At 44.6% G+C, this 19,456-nt stretch carries 13 protein-coding genes and 1 pseudogene; 4 read left to right on the top strand and 10 right to left on the bottom strand.

The genetic code is table 11. From position 1 onward, the window contains the following. Positions 1-230 precede the first annotated feature (230 nt). The 3 genes from GSQ66_RS07205 to GSQ66_RS07195 all read right to left on the bottom strand — a co-directional run bounded on the left by GSQ66_RS07205 (position 231) and on the right by GSQ66_RS07195 (position 2,815). A complete protein-coding gene (locus GSQ66_RS07205) occupies positions 231-875 on the bottom strand; it encodes a YczE/YyaS/YitT family protein (protein ID WP_162426843.1) in 645 nt (214 codons plus the stop codon). A gap of 70 nt (positions 876-945) precedes the next feature. Beyond that, positions 946-2,409: an aminoacyl-histidine dipeptidase gene (locus tag GSQ66_RS07200; protein ID WP_162426842.1), complete on the bottom strand. Its 1,464-nt coding sequence runs from the start codon at positions 2,407-2,409 to the stop codon at positions 946-948. A 121-nt stretch (positions 2,410-2,530) separates the two neighbouring features. Continuing rightward, on the bottom strand, positions 2,531-2,815 hold the full coding sequence (locus GSQ66_RS07195; protein WP_162426841.1) for a GNAT family N-acetyltransferase: 285 nt from the start codon (positions 2,813-2,815) through the stop codon (positions 2,531-2,533). A gap of 257 nt (positions 2,816-3,072) precedes the next feature. Between GSQ66_RS07195 and GSQ66_RS07190 the strand changes: the two genes are divergently transcribed. Further along, entirely contained in the window at positions 3,073-4,350 is a 1,278-nt protein-coding gene (locus tag GSQ66_RS07190; protein ID WP_162426840.1) for a hypothetical protein, read from the top strand. Positions 4,351-4,416: 66 nt separating this feature from the next. Here GSQ66_RS07190 and GSQ66_RS07185 read toward each other — a convergent pair whose 3' ends face one another. Together GSQ66_RS07185 and GSQ66_RS07180 are read right to left on the bottom strand one after the other, a co-directional pair. Next, on the bottom strand, positions 4,417-5,763 hold the full coding sequence (locus GSQ66_RS07185) for an energy transducer TonB (RefSeq protein WP_162426839.1): 1,347 nt from the start codon (positions 5,761-5,763) through the stop codon (positions 4,417-4,419). Beyond that, complete coding sequence (locus GSQ66_RS07180; RefSeq protein WP_162426838.1) at positions 5,750-6,337, bottom strand: RNA polymerase sigma factor; 588 nt, start codon at positions 6,335-6,337, stop codon at positions 5,750-5,752. The genes GSQ66_RS07185 and GSQ66_RS07180 overlap by 14 nt, the downstream gene beginning before the upstream one ends. A 118-nt stretch (positions 6,338-6,455) precedes the next feature. Here GSQ66_RS07180 and GSQ66_RS07175 point away from each other — a divergent pair, with 118 nt between their 5' ends. Both GSQ66_RS07175 and GSQ66_RS07170 read left to right on the top strand, forming a co-directional pair. Next, complete coding sequence (locus GSQ66_RS07175) at positions 6,456-8,312, top strand: YfbK domain-containing protein (RefSeq protein WP_162426837.1); 1,857 nt, start codon at positions 6,456-6,458, stop codon at positions 8,310-8,312. Positions 8,313-8,333: 21 nt separating this feature from the next. Next, on the top strand, positions 8,334-9,071 hold the full coding sequence (locus tag GSQ66_RS07170) for a hypothetical protein (protein ID WP_162426836.1): 738 nt from the start codon (positions 8,334-8,336) through the stop codon (positions 9,069-9,071). Positions 9,072-9,125: 54 nt separating this feature from the next. Here the strand turns inward: GSQ66_RS07170 and GSQ66_RS07165 are convergent, their stop codons facing one another. The 3 genes and pseudogenes from GSQ66_RS07165 to GSQ66_RS07160 all read right to left on the bottom strand — a co-directional run bounded on the left by GSQ66_RS07165 (position 9,126) and on the right by GSQ66_RS07160 (position 15,502). Continuing rightward, positions 9,126-12,686, bottom strand: a complete 3,561-nt coding sequence (locus tag GSQ66_RS07165; RefSeq protein ID WP_238395855.1) for a DUF7619 domain-containing protein — start codon at positions 12,684-12,686, stop codon at positions 9,126-9,128. Positions 12,687-13,181: 495 nt separating this feature from the next. After that, a pseudogene (locus GSQ66_RS19225) lies at positions 13,182-13,262 on the bottom strand (hypothetical protein); the annotation flags it as partial. 521 nt (positions 13,263-13,783) lie between these two features. Continuing rightward, positions 13,784-15,502 (bottom strand): glycosyltransferase family 2 protein, encoded by a 1,719-nt coding sequence (locus GSQ66_RS07160; RefSeq protein ID WP_162426834.1) that lies wholly within the window; start codon positions 15,500-15,502, stop codon positions 13,784-13,786. 240 nt (positions 15,503-15,742) lie between these two features. On the opposite strand from GSQ66_RS07160, the gene GSQ66_RS07155 reads away from it, so the two are divergent. Further along, positions 15,743-17,056 carry a glycoside hydrolase family 2 TIM barrel-domain containing protein gene (locus GSQ66_RS07155; RefSeq protein WP_162426833.1) on the top strand — a complete coding sequence of 438 codons (1,314 nt, stop codon included), beginning with the start codon at positions 15,743-15,745 and terminating at the stop codon, positions 17,054-17,056. 948 nt (positions 17,057-18,004) lie between these two features. Here GSQ66_RS07155 and GSQ66_RS07150 read toward each other — a convergent pair. Together GSQ66_RS07150 and GSQ66_RS07145 are read right to left on the bottom strand one after the other, a co-directional pair. Continuing rightward, a complete protein-coding gene (locus GSQ66_RS07150; RefSeq protein ID WP_162426832.1) occupies positions 18,005-18,916 on the bottom strand; it encodes a polysaccharide deacetylase family protein in 912 nt (303 codons plus the stop codon). Between the two features lie 72 nt (positions 18,917-18,988). Then, on the bottom strand, positions 18,989-19,147 hold the full coding sequence (locus GSQ66_RS07145; protein WP_162426831.1) for a hypothetical protein: 159 nt from the start codon (positions 19,145-19,147) through the stop codon (positions 18,989-18,991). Positions 19,148-19,456: the final 309 nt, after the last annotated feature.

The following is a 19,456-nucleotide window of genomic DNA, read 5'->3' as shown; positions in this document are numbered from 1 at the left end:
CTTTAAATCTCACTTAATCCCGGTTCAGACAATGCCTGCCCCTGCCGGGCCAGTTGCGTCAGGAGACTCAACACCATTTTAAGGCACGAGCGGGGACGCTCGCGCCAGCGTTACTTAACTATAGAACTATAGCTCCACTTTTATTTTCCTTCCCGTTTTGGGCAGGGGGATTCTTCAGAAGGAGAGGATTGGGGTGAGGGTAGTTTTTGATTTATAGACTTTTACAAACCTTACTGTTTAACCTGTACTTTTTCGGGAGCGGGTTCCTCGGTTAAGAAAATCCGAAGCTTCTGGAAGAACCGTAACGTGATCTGGAACAATGGGCTTTGTATAAATGTGTAAAGGAACGTGATAATACCAATGGGTCCACCTAACGAAAAACCGATAACAAGGACAATGCACTCTACCACTATCCGGGCCTGGCTTACGGTAAGGCGCGTACGTTCAGATAAGGAAAGCATAAACCCATCGCGTGGGCCGGCACCAACGCCACCTGATACATACAAACCACCCGCAACGCTACCGATAAGTATAGCCATGAACAAAAGCGCATAGTCCTGCCAGCCATGGGTAGCTTCCGGAAGAAAATCGAGCCACAGGAAAAAGTCCATAAACGGGCCAATGAGCAGCGTATTCAGGAAAGTACCAATGTTAATGTATTTGCGGTTTACGAACCAGGCAATCACTATCACTACCAGGCCCACCAGCACACTCCAGGTACCAATAGTAAAACCAAATTTCTGAAAGAGAGCCACATTCAGCACTTCCCAGGGATGCAGGCCCAGGTATTTAACTTTCACAGCCATCGCGTTAGCAAACCCAAACAGCAACAAACCAGCAAAAAAGAAACTATAACGGATGATCCAGTTTTTCATGGGTGCAAAGATAAAAAGAAAGCGCCTGTTGTAGCAGGCGCTTTCATAACTAAATCTTCAGTGTTAAGGTTTAAACTTTCACCGGGATGCGCTCCAGCGTTTCCAGCAAAAAGCCCCAGTATTTCTGTACTGAACTGATCTGCACTTTTTCGTCAGGGGAGTGCGCGCCACGAATATTCGGACCAAACGAGATCATTTCCATGCCCGGGTAATTGCCCCCAACTATACCGCACTCCAAACCGGCGTGACATGCGTTTACATGTGGCTCACCATCAAACAGTTCGCGGTACAGGTCGCTCATTACCTGAACGATTGCCGCGCCCGGAAGTGGTGTCCAGCCCGGGTATTGGCCCTTAAACGTAACGGAAGCACCTGCTAACTCAAAAGTTGATTTAATAGCATTGGCCAGGTCCATTTTCTCAGAATCAACAGAACTGCGGGTTAAGCATTGGATGCTGTATTCGCCATTCTTTACCAGCACACGGGCTACGTTGTTCGAGGTCTGCACCAGGTTCTCGATGTCGGGGCTAAGACGGTAGATGCCGTTCGGGCAGGCGTAAATGCTGCGTAGTAATTTGTACTGGAAATCCTGGGCCAGTACCTGTGTTGGAGCAGCTGTAGTTTCAATGGCAACTTCCAGGTTCGGATCTGTTGTGTTGTATTCCTTTTTCAGAATGTCTTTCTGTGAAGCTACAAACTCTTCAAAAGCCTTAGCCTTGTCCTGCGCCACAGCAACTATGGCAAACGACTCACGGGGAATCGCATTGCGTAAACTGCCGCCATCAATCTCAGCAACCTGCACGCCAAACTGCTCAGCAGCCAGGTACAAAATGCGGTTCATCAGCTTGTTCGCGTTGCCACGACCCAAATGAATGTCCATGCCTGAGTGACCACCAGTTAAACCTTTAATGCTCAAGCGATAGCCTGTGCTGTTAGCAGCAGCATTCTCTGAACTATAGGTTCCGGTTGCGGTTACATCTACACCGCCTGCACAACCAATCGTTAGTTCTGTATCATCTTCGGTATCCAGGTTCAGCATGATAGAGGCTTCCAGCATACCACCTTTCAATCCAAGAGCACCGGTCATGCCGGTTTCTTCGTCTATGGTAAAAAGAGCTTCCAGTGGCGGGTGCGGGATATTGTCGGATGCCAACAGGGCCATGATCGTAGCCACACCAATACCGTTATCTGCGCCCAGCGTGGTGCCTTTTGCTTTTACCCAGTCGCCTTCCACAAACATTTCAATGCCTTGTGTATTGAAATCGAAAGTAGTGTCGGCGTTTTTCTGGTGTACCATGTCCAGGTGGCTTTGCAGCAATACGGTCTGGCGGTTTTCCATGCCAGCAGTGGCCGGCTTTTTAATGATCACATTTCCGATCTCATCTACCTGCGTTTCCAGGCCCAGGCTGTTGCCAAAATCTTTCATAAACTGTATCACCCGCTCTTCTTTTTTAGACGGACGTGGTACGGCATTCAGGTCGGTGAAGTAGTTCCAGAGCGCTTTCGGCTCAAGTTCTCTTATTTCTTCGTTCATAGTATAGTTTTAGCGGCTAACACCGGTTAACGTGCAGCGCGTGTTTGCATTAGTTACAGGCAAATATCCGAAATTTTGAATACAGAAACTGCTTTTATTACCTATAGTTTGCTCGCCCCAATTAAGGCCACACCATGATGTCGTTATACTCGGGGTTGCGTTTTACAAAGGCTTCTACGGAAGGGCAGGAGGCAATAGCTTTGCAGTTATTTTCGCGGGCAAAATCGAGGCCGTGGCGCGCTAATTTATGGGCTATGCCTTGTCCGCGTGCACTTTCCGGCACAAAGGTGTGGTCAAAGTCCATGTATTCTTCTTCGGTGTAACTATAGGTCAATTCGGCTTCTTCCTCGTCTATTACTATATAAAAACGCAGGTCGTCCTGGTCGTGCTTTACTTCGTGTTCCATAGGTTAAGTTTGTTTGTGTTTGTAGCTATACGGTCCTGCTTTATGGCAAATCATTAAATAATACGAATTATTTTAATGCTTTCAGCTTTGAAATGGGAAAGTTATTGGAACATAGTTAAAAAGGGTATAAATAAATTATACTATATTCGCTTAAGACTTCTATTTAGTATTGACCTGATACAATTAAGATATCTTATACTCCAACATTGGATTTACAATAAGAACTAATTGATCTTTTAACCTCAATTCTAATCTCTATGAAAACGAAACTACTCTATGTGAGTTTTATGTGCCTTTTTTTAGTAGGATGTGATAAAAGCGTAGACCCTGTGCCGGCATCCATGAATCAGTTTAATATTAAAGTTAATTCCCCGGCGCCGTCCATTACGGAATATGAAGTGCTCATCTCCCAACAGGATGGAAAACTATTGCTAGATACTCTTTTAAGCTCATCTGTCCCTGTTCACACATTGCAGGTTAAGTCTGAACAGCAAAAAATCAATATTACAACTGTTACTAAATACACAGATATAGATCCGGCATACTTTGTAGTTAATTCCTTTATTCAGGTTGATCCAAATAACTGGCAGATTAGTGATGCATTCGAAAATTTTGATTTGGAAAAAACTTATTCAAGTTCAACAAAAAGCAGAAGTGTTATAAGATATACTTTGCCAGTAGACAATACTGTTTCTGAGCCATACAATGGAAAGTACTTCGCCGCAACTAACAACTATGGGTTTAGCAGTATACAATCTTCGGGTGTGCTTTCAGTGAACTATGACAGAACAATGCCTAGCAGCATGACCTATCTTCTTTTACCAGAGTTAGGTAAATACTTTTTTAAGGAAGTCTCAAGCGGAGATGTAATTGTAGATCAAGCTGAGGCAGGGAATGTGGTGAAACATAATTTTATATTGCCGCAAAGTTTTACTTTTCATTCAGTAAACTTATTCGCTTATCAGCAAGCAGATTCATATACGGATCCATTAGAGCTTTATAATACTGGAAGTATTAGATCGAATTATCCAAATTTTGATAAACCCTCTCATCACCTAATGTATCCATCCCAGATCTTTAAGGAGTACGAATTAAGAGTGGGGCTTGTCGATGAAAATCAAAATTTATATCTCTTCTATAACATTGTAAAAGATATACCAACTGATTTGAACTCCGTTACCAAACCAAACTATAGTATTGTTAATAAAACGTTCAAAAACTTCAGTATTGAGTTTCCTAAAGAAAAACCGACTTATTATTCTTTAATCTTAACTTCTGAAAGGAGCAAACTTTATAGCACCTGGTTGGTACAGCTTCCAGCAGATATTACATCTTTTAATGCAGAGGAGTTCCTGTATAACTTGAGCCCTAAGCTTTTGAAAAACGAGGATTTAAGTACTTTCAGTCCAAATAGAATTTCGTTAACTAGCGCTGCAGGCTACAATTACCAGGATTTCTTTACGTATGTTTTTAGCCCTGAGAAGTTAAAGGAGAGAAAACTGAAACAATATGTTAGAGTTAGAGCTAGTCTATAGTTACAATTCAACTCATTTTGTTGGTTGTATTAAACAGCAAACAAAATGAGTTGAATAACTTTATTTTTACCTAAACCTAACCACTACCTTCACCTGCTGCGACACAGGATTTCCATTCTGCATGGCAGGCTCCCAGGCCGGACCTTGCTGTATTAATCTTATTGCTTCGGCATCGGCTTCAGTATTCAGGCTACGTAATACCCGCACATTTTCTAACTGACCGTTTTCAGAAACAGTAAAGCCAACTATAGCTCTGCCTTTTGTTGTTGCTTTTAGTGGGCGCTGCTCGTTTTTTAAATAGAGTTTGTAGGCGCGTCGGCCTATAGTTGGCTCGGGCTTTTTTATAACCGGAGTAGCTGCGCTTATACCGTAACCTGTTACCACTACTTCTGATAGTTGTTTGTTATCTGGCTCAAGATTTATGGCCAGTAACTGAGAAGGGCTTTCAATTTGCTGCTCTTTGGTTTCGAAGCCGATGTAGCGGAAGGTTAATATGTTTTTACCTTCAGGCATTTGTAGCGAGAAGTTGCCATCTTTATCTGTAGAAACGCCTTGCATAGTTCCTTTAACCTGCACCATTACGCCCGGCAACGGGAAGCCTTCAGTATCAGTAACTTTACCCCGAATAACAGTGGACCCATCGGTGTTTCGCTGAACAGAAACGCCGGCCACTTGTCCTTCCAAAGCGCGCTGAAGACTCATTGGCGGGGCTGTAGCTGCCCTGGCTTTTGGTTTTACAGTAGCTATAGTTGCTGTGCTGTCAGCTTTGAAATCAAATGTAACCTCTCCCAAAGCTACCGACTCAGTTATATCTGCATCTGCAATTTTAGCTATAGTTTCTTCATCCAGAATTACTTCGTCACCAGCTATAAACTTGTCTAGCGGATCAGCAGCAACTATAGTTTTAGCTGTATTCAGTTTTGGTTTATCTATAGGCTGAGTGGGCTTTACTTCTTCAGTTACCTCAGCATCCAGCGTAGCAATAGGAGGCGCGTAGTTTATAGTTGGCTCCGGAGCTATAGTTTCAGGCTTTTCAGTAGCTTTTTCTACAACTATAGTTTCAGGTCCATTTTGTAAGTTGGTATACTGATAATAAAATACCATTACAGCCGAACAGAGAAGCACAAATACAGCGGCTACGGCACGCCAGTCAGAATACCAGGCTGCAGTTCCGTGTTTTTCTTTAGATATAGTTAAACGCTGGTTAATATCGGAAACGGCAGCTTTGGTTTGGGTAGCATCTGATAAAGCCATGCCCTCGGCTATATCCGTGCATAGTTCACAGTCCAGCAGGTGGCGCTCCAGCCGGTGGCTCAGGGCAGACGATAGCAAGCCTTCCTGGTATTGCCGAAGCAATTCCAGGGTCGGGTGCCCGTCTGCACCGAAGTGTATGTGGTGGTTAGCGTGGTTCATGGTGTTTCTCCATGTATAGTTTCAGGTTCCGTTTCCCGTTTTGTATGTAACTTTTTACTTTGTTCAGGTCGCCGCCTGTCTGTCCGGCAATCTCTTTATAACTCTTTTGCTGCAGGTAAAACAGCTCTACACAGGTTCGTTGTTCTGGCGGCAAAGTTTCCAGGCCCTGTGTCAGCAGCTTTTCGTCCTCTTCTTTCTGCTCGGCATCACTAAGATGAAAAAGATCGCTGTTTTCCATAAACGGCGGCGAGGCATCTTCTAAGCGTACCTGTTCTTTTCCTTTTTTAGCCCGCAGCTGCATCAGGCAATGGTTTTTAGTGGTAACGTGCAGCCAGCTTTTAAAATTAGCAATGTCGTGTTTCAGCAACAGCTCGGTCAGGCTCTCGAAAACCTGCATGGTAGCATCTTTGCTTTCTTCCTCGTCGCGCAGGTACTTCAGGCAAACCAGGTACACCATTTCGGTATGTCGTTCAAAAAGCTCGCCAAGGCAATCCATATCGGCTGTAGCCCGGTACTGTTGCACCAGCTGCAGGTCGTCGGGTGGGTCGGCCTTTTTGAAAAACTTTAGAAACATAATTGTGCTGAGATCCAGATTTAAAGAAACACAAAAACGATCAATTAAAAATTTTTAATATTTATTTATGGAATCGTGTGGCGTGCTGCATCATGAGGGAAACCAAACACGAACAGCCATGAAAAAGCACATCTACTTACTCGTTTTCAGCTTGCTGCTGATATCCATCACAACTATAGCGCAGACCAGAACTATAACCGGTAAAGTAACAGATTATGCTACAGCGCAGCCACTGCCCGGCGTTGCTGTAACTATAAAAGGTACAAACAAAGGCGTCGCTACTGATGCAGCCGGGAACTATAAATTGCTGGTTTCAGCCTCTGACAAGACACTGTCGTTCCGCTACATTGGCTATAAGAGCAAAGATGTAACTATAAAAAAAGACTCAGTTATTAATGTTGCCCTGGAAGTTGATGGACGACAACTGGAAGAAGTAATAGTTACAGCCCAGGGCAGAAGAAGCAGAGCCTTAGCCGGCAAAGTAGCTGGAGTATCCGTGATGGCAGATCAGGCAACATTCGGTTACGCCCCGCCCGTATTCAACACAGAAGAATACCAGCACCTGCCGGAAAGTATTTTCCTGGAAGCTAAAAAGAACCCGCTCTCAACTTTCTCTATCGACGTGGACAATGCATCATACAGCAACGTGCGCCGCTTTATAAACGAAGGGCAGTTGCCACCAGCGGATGCCGTGCGCATCGAAGAAATGATCAACTACTTTGATTACGACTACCCGCAACCAACCAAAGAACATCCGTTTTCGGTAACAACGGAGCTGGCTGCCTGCCCCTGGAATAAGGAGAACCTGTTGCTGCACATCGGCCTGCAGGGCAAAGAAATTCCGACCGATAACCTGCCGGCATCTAACATTGTATTCCTGATCGATGTGTCGGGTTCGATGATGAGCCAGGATAAATTGCCGTTGGTTAAATCCGGATTTAAGATGCTGGTGGAGCAACTGCGCCCGCAGGATAAAGTGGCGATTGTGGTGTATGCCGGAGCTGCCGGACTGGTGTTGCCATCAACAAACAAAAAAGCGGAAATGCTGGCAGCCATTGAAGCGTTGGAAGCGGGTGGAGCGACCGCCGGAGCGGCTGGAATAAACCAGGCTTACCGGGAAGCAGAAAAGCATTTCATTAAAGGCGGAAACAACCGGGTTATACTTGCTACAGACGGCGATTTTAACGTGGGCGTATCGAGCTCTGGCGAATTGGAAAGACTGATCGAGAAGAAGCGTGAAACAGGCGTTTTCCTGACCGTACTGGGTTTCGGAACCGGCAACCTGAAAGACTCGCGCATGGAGCAGCTGGCTAACAAAGGAAACGGCAACTATGCCTACATCGACAATATATTGGAAGCTAAAAAAGTATTCGTAAATGAGTTTGGCGGCACACTGTTTACCATTGCCAAAGATGTAAAGCTGCAACTCGAGTTTAACCCGGCACACGTAAAAGCGTACCGCCTGATCGGATACGAGAACCGCGCGCTGCAAAACGAAGATTTTAACAACGACCAGAAAGATGCCGGTGACATGGGCGCTGGCCATAGTGTAACCGCGCTTTACGAAATAGTGCCTGCCAATGCCAAAAACAGCAAAACCGAGCTGCAGAAAGTTGATGAACTGAAATACCAGGAAACAAAACTGAACACCAAAGCCGCTGCAACCAACGAACTGCTTACCTTGAAACTGCGCTACAAAGAACCAGCCGGCGACCAGAGCAAACTGCTGCAAACCATAGTTAGCACCCAAACTATAGCTCCGGAAAAACTATCCGACAACTATAGATTCTCGGCGGCGGTGGCAGCTTATGGTATGTTGCTCCGCGATTCTAAATTTAAAGGATCAGCCAACTATAACCAGGTGCTGGAACTGGCGCAACAGGCCCGCGGAAAAGATGAAGACGGAAACCGCGGTGAGTTCGTAAAACTGGTAAAAGCCGTGCAGCTGATGGATGCAAGAGCCAGCAAAAAGTAACTATCAACTATGTTTTCATACATGTACTCAATCTGTGCGTATCTGCTTACAGATATACTTTACAAAATGGGTGCATGTATGAATTTAACCAGGTGGCTTGGCTATAGTTTGCTTTTTGTATGGCTGGTGGGTTGCCAGGGACAGGATGAAAAGGAGCAAACGGTGAATAAGCAATCTGGGGTAGCAGAGGAAGAACAGAAGCGGATCTCACTGGTGCAGGATACAAAACAGGAACTGAGCGACTGGTTTTCTTTTTACAAAATAGATGACAGGGCAGCAGATTCGCTCTTTGTATTGCGCGAGGTCTGGGAAACCGACCTGCTGACTTTCCCGGTTGCAACGAACTGGCATGAACTACAGAAAGAATACCCGAAACTGTTCATCCCATCTCCGGATAAAAGCAAAGTATTGGATATTTATAGTTATGAACGGGTATTCAGGAAAAGAAGGTTGAAGAAGCCGGAAATTACTGCTGATTCGCCGGATAGCGAAGTAGCCATAGTTGATCCTGCAAAAGGGGAGAAAACCCGCCTGATGTTTTGTGGCACTCCCTGCCAGTTCGATGATGGCTGGTGGCGCTCGGAAAATGAAGTAGTAGTGGTAGGCCTGGTGCAGGACAGCCTGGGGCAACAACAATATCCTGCTATCTGGCAAATTAACCTGACCACGCAGGAGGTCCGGCAATATACAGCTACAACACCGGCCCAGCCTGCAAATAACAAAAATTACCTGCAAAAAGAAGTGTTCAGCAAACTGTAGATCACAAAAAAAGAGACGCCTGAAAGCGTCTCTTTTTTTGTCATTTAACTATTGTTACAGCACATTCAGTTTTTTGATAACCAGTCCACGTTCGGTTTTTATATGCAGCATATACATACCTGGTTTAGGAGTAGCCAGCTTTATTTCCAGTTGATCAGGTCTCGGGCTGTTTACTTTTTCTGAATAAACCAACTGCCCCAAAGTCGAGAACAACTGCACCTGCTGCACTTCGAAATCAGCGTGTATAAACCGGATGGTGAAGTTGCCGGTAGTCGGGTTCGGGTAAACTTCAATGGCCTGTTCCGGGCTAAGCTCTTCAATTCTGAACTCATCAGCTGTTACAGCATAACCTCCAACACCGGCTACCTTTATTTTACCCGAGCTTGCCCCACGCGGTACCCTTACTTTAAGCAGCGTAGGAGTGGCTTCCAGCACTACCGCCTTCTGGCCGTTAAACGTAATAGTATCAGGTTTTCCGAGTGTCAAAAAGTGCTTTCCGGTTAGCACAACATCAGTGCCAACAGTGCCAATAGCAGGGGTAAAGGCAAGTACTTCAGGCGCCGGAATAAAAGTGAAATGAACAGTGCTTTCTGCTATGCCGCCTGGCGTTTCTATAGTTACCCGACCATCTTCGGCACCTTTTGGTACCTGTACTTTTAATACAGTTGCAGTTGCCTGCAACACCCTGGCCGGCACGGTTCCAAACTTTACAGTGTTTCGTTCAGGAGCAGAGGCAAAGTTAGCACCTGCGATCTCTATAGTTGCGCCAGCTTTATCTGTGGTTTTGCTCAGGTTAGTTATAGCCGGCTGGTGCCATACTACAAAGGCATCAATCGTCTTTGCTTCGCCGCCTTTGCTAATGGCTTCAAACGTACCTGTTACAGCGCCTTGCGGTACTTTTACAACTACCTTATTACCTTCTCTGCTGATGATCTCACAAACCTGATTTCCCAGTTTTATAGTTTGCAGCCATGCTTCAGTTAAATGGCTGCCTTCCAGGGTTACGGTAGTTCCTGAAATACCTTCTTTCGGTGAGAAAGCACTGACAACAGGAGGCTGATACACTTCAAAACCATCGGTGCTTTGCGCTACGCCATCGTTTGTCTGGATCTTTAAATTACCCGAGGTGGCATTGGCCGGTACTATAACTTTTAACTCTGTTTCAGTAGCCGAAACTATAGTTGCCGGTAAATCATTAAAGTATACCTTATTCAGTGCCGGCTCGTTAGCGAACTTTTTGCCATTAATGATAACTTCTGCCCCAAACTTGCCGCTTTCCGGTGTAAAACCAATAATGCCTGGGGTTGCGATAACATCATCTGCTTCTAGTCTGTCTGCTTCGCTTATAACTTCCGGCATGTCGTAAATGCGGTTTGTGGTAATGTTGGTGCGAACTGGCGAGTTAAAGTCAAAGAAGATATCTGCAAAGTTCTCCACTAAAGTTTTCTCTGGCAGGTCCGCCTTAGGTTTAATACTGAACTGGATATAGCCGTGGCTGCCCGGTTCGTTTCTGTTGCTGTCTGGCAGCATAATGTTGTCGAAGGTCCAGGTGAGAACAGGGCTGCCTTTGCCGGTTACATCAAATCTATAGTTATGCGATGCAGATCCCATTTGCAGCGTGCTGATATCCAGGTTTTCTGACAAAGTATCCACCACAACAACACGGTAAGCCACATCTGTACCGGTGTTCTGGAAACGGATCTTATAGGTGAGCGCCACACCGGTTGGTGTATAGTTTTCGGAGGTGAGGCCAGTAGGAGTTACCTGCTTGTCGTTCGGGTCATAAGAGTCTGTAATAAGCAGGCATTCTTCTGCTGCTTCAGCCTCTTCTTCATCCGGTGGCAGGGCATTTACAAAACCCGTACTGATAGGCGTGTTGCTTCCACCTGCCTGGCAACCTTCTATCGTTGCGCTTGCCAGCGTATTATCGCCGTTTCCATCCGGCTGCTCAGCTTCCAGGCGTAGGGTTTTACCAACGGCAGGTATCCATAGTACAAGACTATCGCCGCCAGCCAGTTTGTATTGCTCTACCGTCGATAATTTACCGTCTCTGTATATCCTGAAAAGCTTACCTGTTTCCATGTCTTGCGGGCCGGTGTTGTGGATAACAAAACGAACTCTGCCTGTAGCAGGATCGCATTCTCCGGTTACCGTAGCAATTGGTTTTTCAGGAAGTTTGCCTGTCGATATCCATGCTCTGGTGCATACCGTCAGGCCACGAACGCTTTCATCGCCGCAAGTTACTTTGTCCTGTATAGTTATAGTTCTGGTTTCGCCGGGCGCAACAGTACCTACGTCAAACACATAAGTATTATTTGACTGTTTTGTGTAGGGTTTATCTGCTGATAACAGTTCTATTTCTTTTGGAAGTTGTAGGTATACTTTGGCATTCTCGGCCGGGGCATACCCTGCGTTGGCGTAAGTTATTTTGGTGGTGCTTTCGAAACAACGACGACGGCGCGTAGAAGATACGCTGGTGGTTAGGTAAGGGGAGAGGGTTACTTTATTGCCGAAGTTGATGTCTGCTTTAATATTTCCTGCTGATGAAAAGGCTACTTTGTGGGTTTGAGAATTACTTGGGCAAATTTGTTCTATTTCACGTCCAGGAACGCTTCGAATAATCTGTTTGATATTGTACTCTCCAACCCCAACTTCAACAGAAAACCGGCCATCTTTATTACTCCTAACATAATATGGTCCTGGCTGCACCTCAATAACTGTTCCTTCAAGACCAGGCTCATCCTCCTTTATGCAATTGCTGTTTGCATCATTATAGATTGTACCAGATAAAATATTCGTAACTGGTACAATACCATTTTGATAAATCTTAACCGTTTTTAGAAAACCATCACTATTAAGACCTACTCTAATCTCTGATCCGTCTGGCCTAACACTTATTTTGGAATTAAGTGAGACATTATAACCACGATTACCAGGTATAGTTGCTACAAGATTTCCATCTTTACTAAATTTTCTGATGGTCAACTGATCAACTACGTAAACGAAACCCTTATTATCCAGAGCAAAAGATGAAATTAACTCCCACTTTTCGGGTGCTTTATCTAAAGCTTTAAACTGGCGAATTAATTTTCCTTCAGGTGTAAAAGTTTTAATATATGAGTTATGCGCCATATGGATAAGACCAGTATCATCCACAAGTATATCTTTAATAGGGTATAAAAGGCCGTATTCATTGTAGGGCACTTCAAAAGTAAATTTCGATATTAGTTTTTGTTCATGGTTGAATTTATAGCACTTAGCATCCTGCAACAGGTACATATTATTTCCTCTATCGAAAAAGAGCCTAGTTGGTAAAAAGTTTGATTCAGGATCTATGGGAGTTTGGTGGAAGCTCGCTATATAGTTACCTGTAGGTGAGAACTTGTGCACTGTACCCTTAGTATCAGAAGTGAGTATATAAACATCACCATATTTATCTAACGCAATGTCCCTTATTCGATATGAGTTAAATATGTCTTTATCTCCTACCCATCCAAAGCTTAAAATAAAGTCCCCATTTTTGTTGAAAAATTTAACTTTATCTTCGCTTACACTATAAAAATTACCTTCAAAATCAAACTCCATCTGGAAGCCGGGTTCTACTTGACTTCTCATTCCTCTACCAGTATTGCCAAAAGATGAAATTGGTTTCATATCCGGACTTAACTTCTGTATTCTATTATGTAGTGAGCTATGATCATCTTCCATAATATAGAAATTGCCCTTAGAGTCAAACGCAAGTCGTGTATTTACTCCATAGATGTAACCTTCGGCAGAACCTTTGCTAAAATATGTATTCAAGAGTACTCCATTCGTGTCAAATTTTTTAACATAGTACCTCCCCCAATACGAAAGATAAAAATTTCCTACTGAGTCAATTGCAATACCACTCGGACCTTCATAGTCGATCATTATGTCCTGACTTCCGTCAGGATTAAATCTTTGAAATCGGTTACGTTCTGCGATATAGATGTTAAAATTAGAATCAATCTTTATCTGCCGAGGTTCGTAAAGTTTCCCTTTCTCATAACCAAAGCTACCGATGATTTGAAGCAAGTTACCATTGCTATCAAATTTCTGTATTCGGTGATTATCGGTGTCGGCAACGTATATATTACCAAGATTATCTAATTCTATATCTGAAGGGCTTTTGAAAAGTCCAGGTGCAGTACCCAATCCTCCAAAGGACATAACAATATCGCCATCAATGGTATATTTATAAACCTTGCTATCTCCCCTGATAACGTAAAAGTGACCTTTACTATCAGCAGCAACAGTTACACCGGAGTAGCCATATTTCGTTTTCCCATCATTAAAAACATGTTCTTTTAAAATCTGACCTCCGTTATTAAAAATCTTTAAGGATAAGTTATCAGCTACATAGATGTTATCATTATTATCTATTGCAAAGTCCAATGGCCAACTCAGGGACTGACCCATAATGGATTTTAGCTTATAATCGTGGTCCTGTGCTATTAAGGGCAAGTGAAGCGCAAAGATTAACCAGAAGAAGATTAACCAGAAAGTAAGTACAGTTGTTCTCATAGGCTTGAAGTATAGATGAATGCTATTGCACTGTAAATCTATAAATTAAACTATAAAAATTTAGTTATACTCCGGTAATTATGAAGGACTGTAAAAAAGATAAGGTCTCAGCTATAGCTTGATTATAGGCTATAGGTGAGACCTTAAATTTAAATTATAGCGGAGACTTACTGCTTATCGATTTTGTAAATCACCGGATGAATAACTAAGCTGTCTTTTACTTCGATCTTTTCTCTTTTGGCTTCAACCTGATCCTCGTTGTCAAAGATGTTTGTATAGTTATACTCCTCCATTAAAAAGCCAGATGCAATAATAGCAGCCAGTATAGTTAGCGTTAGGGCAAAGTACCGGATACTGCCATAAAAACTATGACGGGTGCGCCAGATAAATAACCTGACTGGCATTAAAACCGGCTGTAATACTGGTGCTTGTATGATACCGGTCCTGATCGAATTCATAAGCTTTTCCTGACCCAGCACAACGATGCTACCAACTATAGCCACATTTACCAGCGCAAAACCAGCCATCATTTGCAGGTAAGGGTTGTCCAGCATATGACCATACAAATGCTGGCTAAAGTATATGGCCCAGATACTAAGGCCGCAGATGACAATGTTTGGCAGGCTAAGCCATAAGTTATTCTTTGGCTTGTCGTCTTTAGGGGTTGGTATATACGGTACTTTAATGCGAAGTATAGAATAGATTAGCCCCAGGGTAAAAATCCACCAGGTGCCCGTCCGCAGAATGCCGCCAAACATATGGAAGCCGTTCTCATTTGTCTCGTGGAACCAGCGCTGCGCAAAGTGCCGGATACAAATGGAAATACAGAAGAACGGCGCAAACATCAGCACAAAATCGCCTAGTGGCACATACCACGGAAACTCGTACAGCACCAGCGCCAGGATAGGAATGGCAAAATCAACCAGGTTAAAAACGCCAAACAGGTAATACAGCGGCAACGAGAAGTAATGGATCTTCTGGCGCCAGGTAAATTTGCTGAACAGTTTCGGATAGACAGCAAATAGTAGTTCGAAGGTGCCGCGTGCCCATTTTATCTGCTGTTTATAGTAAGCAGCCAGTGTGGCTGGTACCAGTCCGCGCGTTAAAATTTTGGGTACATACACCGATTTCCAGCCTTTTGCATGCAGTTGCATGGCGGTGTGCATGTCTTCGGCCAAACCGGCAGCATGGCCGCCTATGCTATCCAGGGCCTTACGCCGGAACGTACAGTTCGCCCCGATGGCCTGCACAGTACCGTAGCTGTTCATTCCCATCATCATAGGGCCATAAAAACTATAGGTCTGCTCAGCTGCTCCGTAAGCTACCAGGCTTTCCTTGCGGTTGCTATAGGCCTGCACTACCTGCACAAAACCAATTTCAGGGTTCTCGAAAAAAGGCAGCACTTCGTCTAAAAATTCCGGTGCAGGCACGTGGTCGGGGTCCAGTATCAGGCAGATGTCTCCTGTGGCATATTGCAGGGCATTGTTTACGTTACCGGCCTTGGCGTTTACTTTTATAGTTCGGGTAATATGCTTTACACCAAGCCGCTGGCAAGCCGCCTTCAGCACGGGGTCATCGCCTTCGTCGCAGAGGTAAGTAGTATGCGGGTAACGGATGTTCTGTATGGCCTCCAGCGTTTCAATGATCATACTATGCGGCTCGCCGGGGCATGCTGTTGTAAAAACATCTACGGTAAAAGGGGTTTGCAGCTTAGGGCGCTTGGGTACGCTAACCGAAAAGTAATGATACCACTCGTGCAGGGTGCGCAGTAGTTTAAAGCCAAGGGCCGTTGTCAGTAGCCAGAAAAGCGGCGCATAACCAATATGTTCTTTATCTATAAACCAATACAGGAAAGTTGCCATACAGAAAAGTCCAAGCACGATCATGAACCGGATTGTTCTGACGTCCTGCGGGGCCGGCTGTTTTAATTTGGGGGTACAGTATGGTGTAGAGGTGCCGTAAGCATAATGTTACTCTATCAGGGTGTAAGGTGCTTGAGTTTGCTTGTTCGGGAATCGAAATATTCGGATAATTAAATTAACCTACGTCTGCTATACTCGTATTCTGGCGTATATGTTCTCTTAAGGCAGATTTTTCAACTGCCGGATCTACAAATAACTTTAAAAATGCCCTTGTATCGCTCTTGTGTTATAATCTATACAATTTTTGTTATATTCGGTATTGCTGGCTGTAGTTCAGGTACTGCTACAGAACGTACTTATGCCTCTAAAGGACGCACCGTCGAAATTGTAGGCTCCGATGGAAACTATAAGCTGTACCGCCACGGCAAGCCTTATTTTATAAAAGGCGCAGCCGGTTACCAGTATTTCGACCGGGTAAAAGCATATGGAGGTAATTCGATACGGGTATGGCACACCGACGAAGCTGAACGCATATTAAATGAAGCGCATGACAATGGGCTGACAGTAACACTGGGCTTATGGTTGCCGAGAGAAGTTGACGGCTTTAATTACTATGACAAAAAAATGGTTGCCCTGCAAAAGGAGGAGATCCGGAAGATCGTACTCAAATATAAAGATCATCCGGCTTTACTGATGTGGGGAATTGGCAACGAACTATACTCCCAAAGTGCAAATGTAAAAGTGTGGGATGCTGTGAACGGAATTGCCGAAATGATTCATGAACTGGATCCAAACCACCCCACTACCACCACTGTAATGAACGTACCCCTGAAAGATGTAAACCTGATAGCGGAGCGCTGCCCTGCGTTGGATGTGCTTTCTATTAACTCTTTCGGGGCAATGCACAACCTGCGAGAAGAGCTGGCTAAAACCGACTGGAAAGGACCGTACATTATTTCGGAATTTGGCGCACGTGGTTACTGGGAAGCTTTTTATACTGAGTGGCTGGCTCCAATTGAGCAGACCAGCTCTGAGAAAGCAACCTACAGTAAGGAACGTTATGAGCGCACTGTTGCAGCAGATACCGGTCAATGCCTGGGTAGTTATGTATTTATGTGGGGCAGCAAACAGGAAAAAACACCCACGTGGTTCAGCCTTATCGCCGACACTGGTGAAGAGACGCAACTGGTACATGTAATGCAGGAACTATGGACCGGAAAGAAAAGCGACAAAAACGAGGCTCCGTATGTAGCTTACTTAACCTTGAACGATAAGCATGCGATTGATAACGTTTACCTGAAGCCAGGTGAACCGGCAACAGCCAGTATTTATGCCTTCGACCCTGAAGGAAAGCCGCTCAGCCTGCAGTGGGAAGTGCTGCCCGAAACTGAACCCGCTGATGGCAATGTTGGAAAAGAAAAAAAGCCGGCGCCTGTAAAAGGCGTATTACAGCAGATAGATGGCCACAAGATCGCTCTTACTCCTAAACAGGAGGGTGCTTATAGGTTGTTTGTCTATTTGTATGATGGAGACGGCAACGTTGCAACAGCTAATTTCCCTTATTATGTAAAGCGTTAAGGTAATGTTGCATGTTGCTAAGGTCCTGGTCGTTAGCCGAAGGGGCTTATGTGTCTTATAGTTCTCTTTTGTCATTTCGACAGCAGGAGAAATCTGGATTCTATAGTTTGCCACTCTGCTATTCGAACTAAGCCTTTCTTTCATAGTTACTTCTAATCCTGGGAGCTCTACTTACCTATAGTTCTATAGCTAGCTTTGGTGCCCTCACGGCCGGGAAGCCCCGTCTTGGGGGTAGGGGCCCTCGATAAGGGCATCGCGCTGCTGCTTTCTTGCTACCCTCGTACCTCGGGTTGCCTGGCGGCACCGCAACAAATCAAAGGCGCTCAACCCAAAGACTGCGATCAGTTCGATAGCTAACTTTATAGTTGCTTGGAGAAACTATAGTTGCATCGCATTATCGTGGCTATAGTTCCGCAGGGACAGGTCGCGACCAGTCCTGTTCGTGGGCAGTAGCTATAGAACAATTCATCTAACTATAGCAACAGCTGAAATTCCCCTCCTCGGAGGGGTAGGGGTGGGTTAAAACCACAACTATAAAACGAAAACATCAACTATAGCAATAACCTTTATCCCAAAAATCCTCCAAATCTCACTTAATCCCGGTTCAGACAATTCCTTGTCCCTGGCGGGCCAGTTGAGTCGGGAGACTCAACACCATCGTAAGTCACGAGCGGGGGCGCTCGCGCCAGCAATATGAACTATAGAACTACAATCAAGATTATAGCATAAATCAAACTCCTTCCCCTGTTCTGGGGGAAGGAGTCCTCTTTTAAAGGGGAAGGCTGGGAAGGGGTAAAACCATAAAACAAACTATAACTCCAACTATAGCAAAGGCCTGAAAGTCCCCTGCCTTAGGCTACCGGGAAGCGATTTCGAAGGTAGCGAGCGTGGCGCTGAGGAGATGACGGTGTGGTTGGATTAAGCTGATCATTACACTGTAACCTACCCTTATTTCCCATCCTGGAAACTATTTATCAAGCTTTTATGCAGTTGCTTTGGTGACCAGTACCCACTGGCTATAATGCGGCGAATTGTGTAAAGTGGTTCGTTTGCGTCTCTGGAGGTGGCAAGCTGGAAAGCTGCTTTTATATTTCTCTTTTTGAGTTCAGGAATAGCGGCCTCATTCCAAAAGCCGAAAGGGTAGGCAAAGTATTCAGTAGGCTTACCGGTTATTTCTTCCAGCTGTCGCGATGGTTTTTCTATTTGCGTTGGCCAGTCTTTTTCCGTGTATTTTTTTACATTCTGATGATCCCAGGTGTGCGAGCCTATTACGTGGCCGGCATCTGACAATTCCTTTACCTGCGCTTTGGTCATGTAGTTTGGCCGCCCCAGCGATACTGTCATTACAAAAAACACTCCCTTAAAACCATACGTTTCTAACACCGGAGCGGCAACGGTATAATGGTCCAGGTTTGTGTCGTCAAAAGTAAACATAACAGGCTTTTCGGGCAGCGGTTTGTTGTGCAGCAGGTAGTCGTAGAGCTGGTCGGGGAGGATGGAGTGATAGCCGCTGTCGGCCAGCATTTTTATCTGGTTCCTGAAATTCTCTTCTTCCACAATGTAGGTCCTTGCCATTTCAGAATCGCGCGGACGCCAGTTACGAAGCTGGTGGTAACATAAAATGGGTACCTGTTTACGCGCCAGCATAGTTTCAGCATCCGCAGGGAGGTCACTAACAGGTACGGTTTCAGAAACAGGTATTGTATCGGCAGTATCATTAACTGCAACTATAGTTTCTTCCTGTTCAGGCTGTACCGAGGAGGAACGTGCCGCATCAGGTGTAAGAAAGAAAAAAGCGGAAGCAACCAGCACTATAAGCAGGACGATCAGCACAAATGGCCGGCGGAAAAAGGTAAACATAAGGATACATGTAAAAGGTACCTAATACTACACAATTCCTCCGAAACCATAAACCCGGGCAAAGGAAATTATTTAGCAATGTTCAGGCAAGCGGCTATAGTTTGGCAGTACCCGGAAAAGGTAAACAGAAAATGGAGCTCTGAGGAGACCAGCCTGTTTAGAATCATAAAAAAGTAAATCGTGAAATGGGTGGCGAAACAGGTAGGCAAAAGCCATAGCTGCTGGTTTCATGGGTAAGAAAAGAGACACCTCATAAAAAAATGATTGGATATGCTTTTGGCCAGATGTTACTTTCTATAGTGTTTCTTCCCATTAACTGGAGTTATAACAATTTATCTGTTGATTATCAGTGGTGTAACATTGTTTGTAGCAGGTTTTTTGAGCTTTTGTTATTAAATCCACATCAACTACTGAAGGGCGTGTTGTTTAGCTAAATATCTGAATTGGTGTAAGTTGCGGTGCACTTGAAAATGCGGTGCTAAAAGGTATTCCTTCTTTGCCATAACACAGGTTACAGGGTGCTGAAAGTATAGCCGGCTG

Origin of the sequence: Pontibacter pudoricolor (assembly GCF_010092985.1) — a bacterium.
Classification (GTDB): Bacteria; Bacteroidota; Bacteroidia; order Cytophagales; family Hymenobacteraceae; genus Pontibacter; species Pontibacter pudoricolor.
This window is presented reverse-complemented; position numbering and strand designations above follow the sequence as displayed.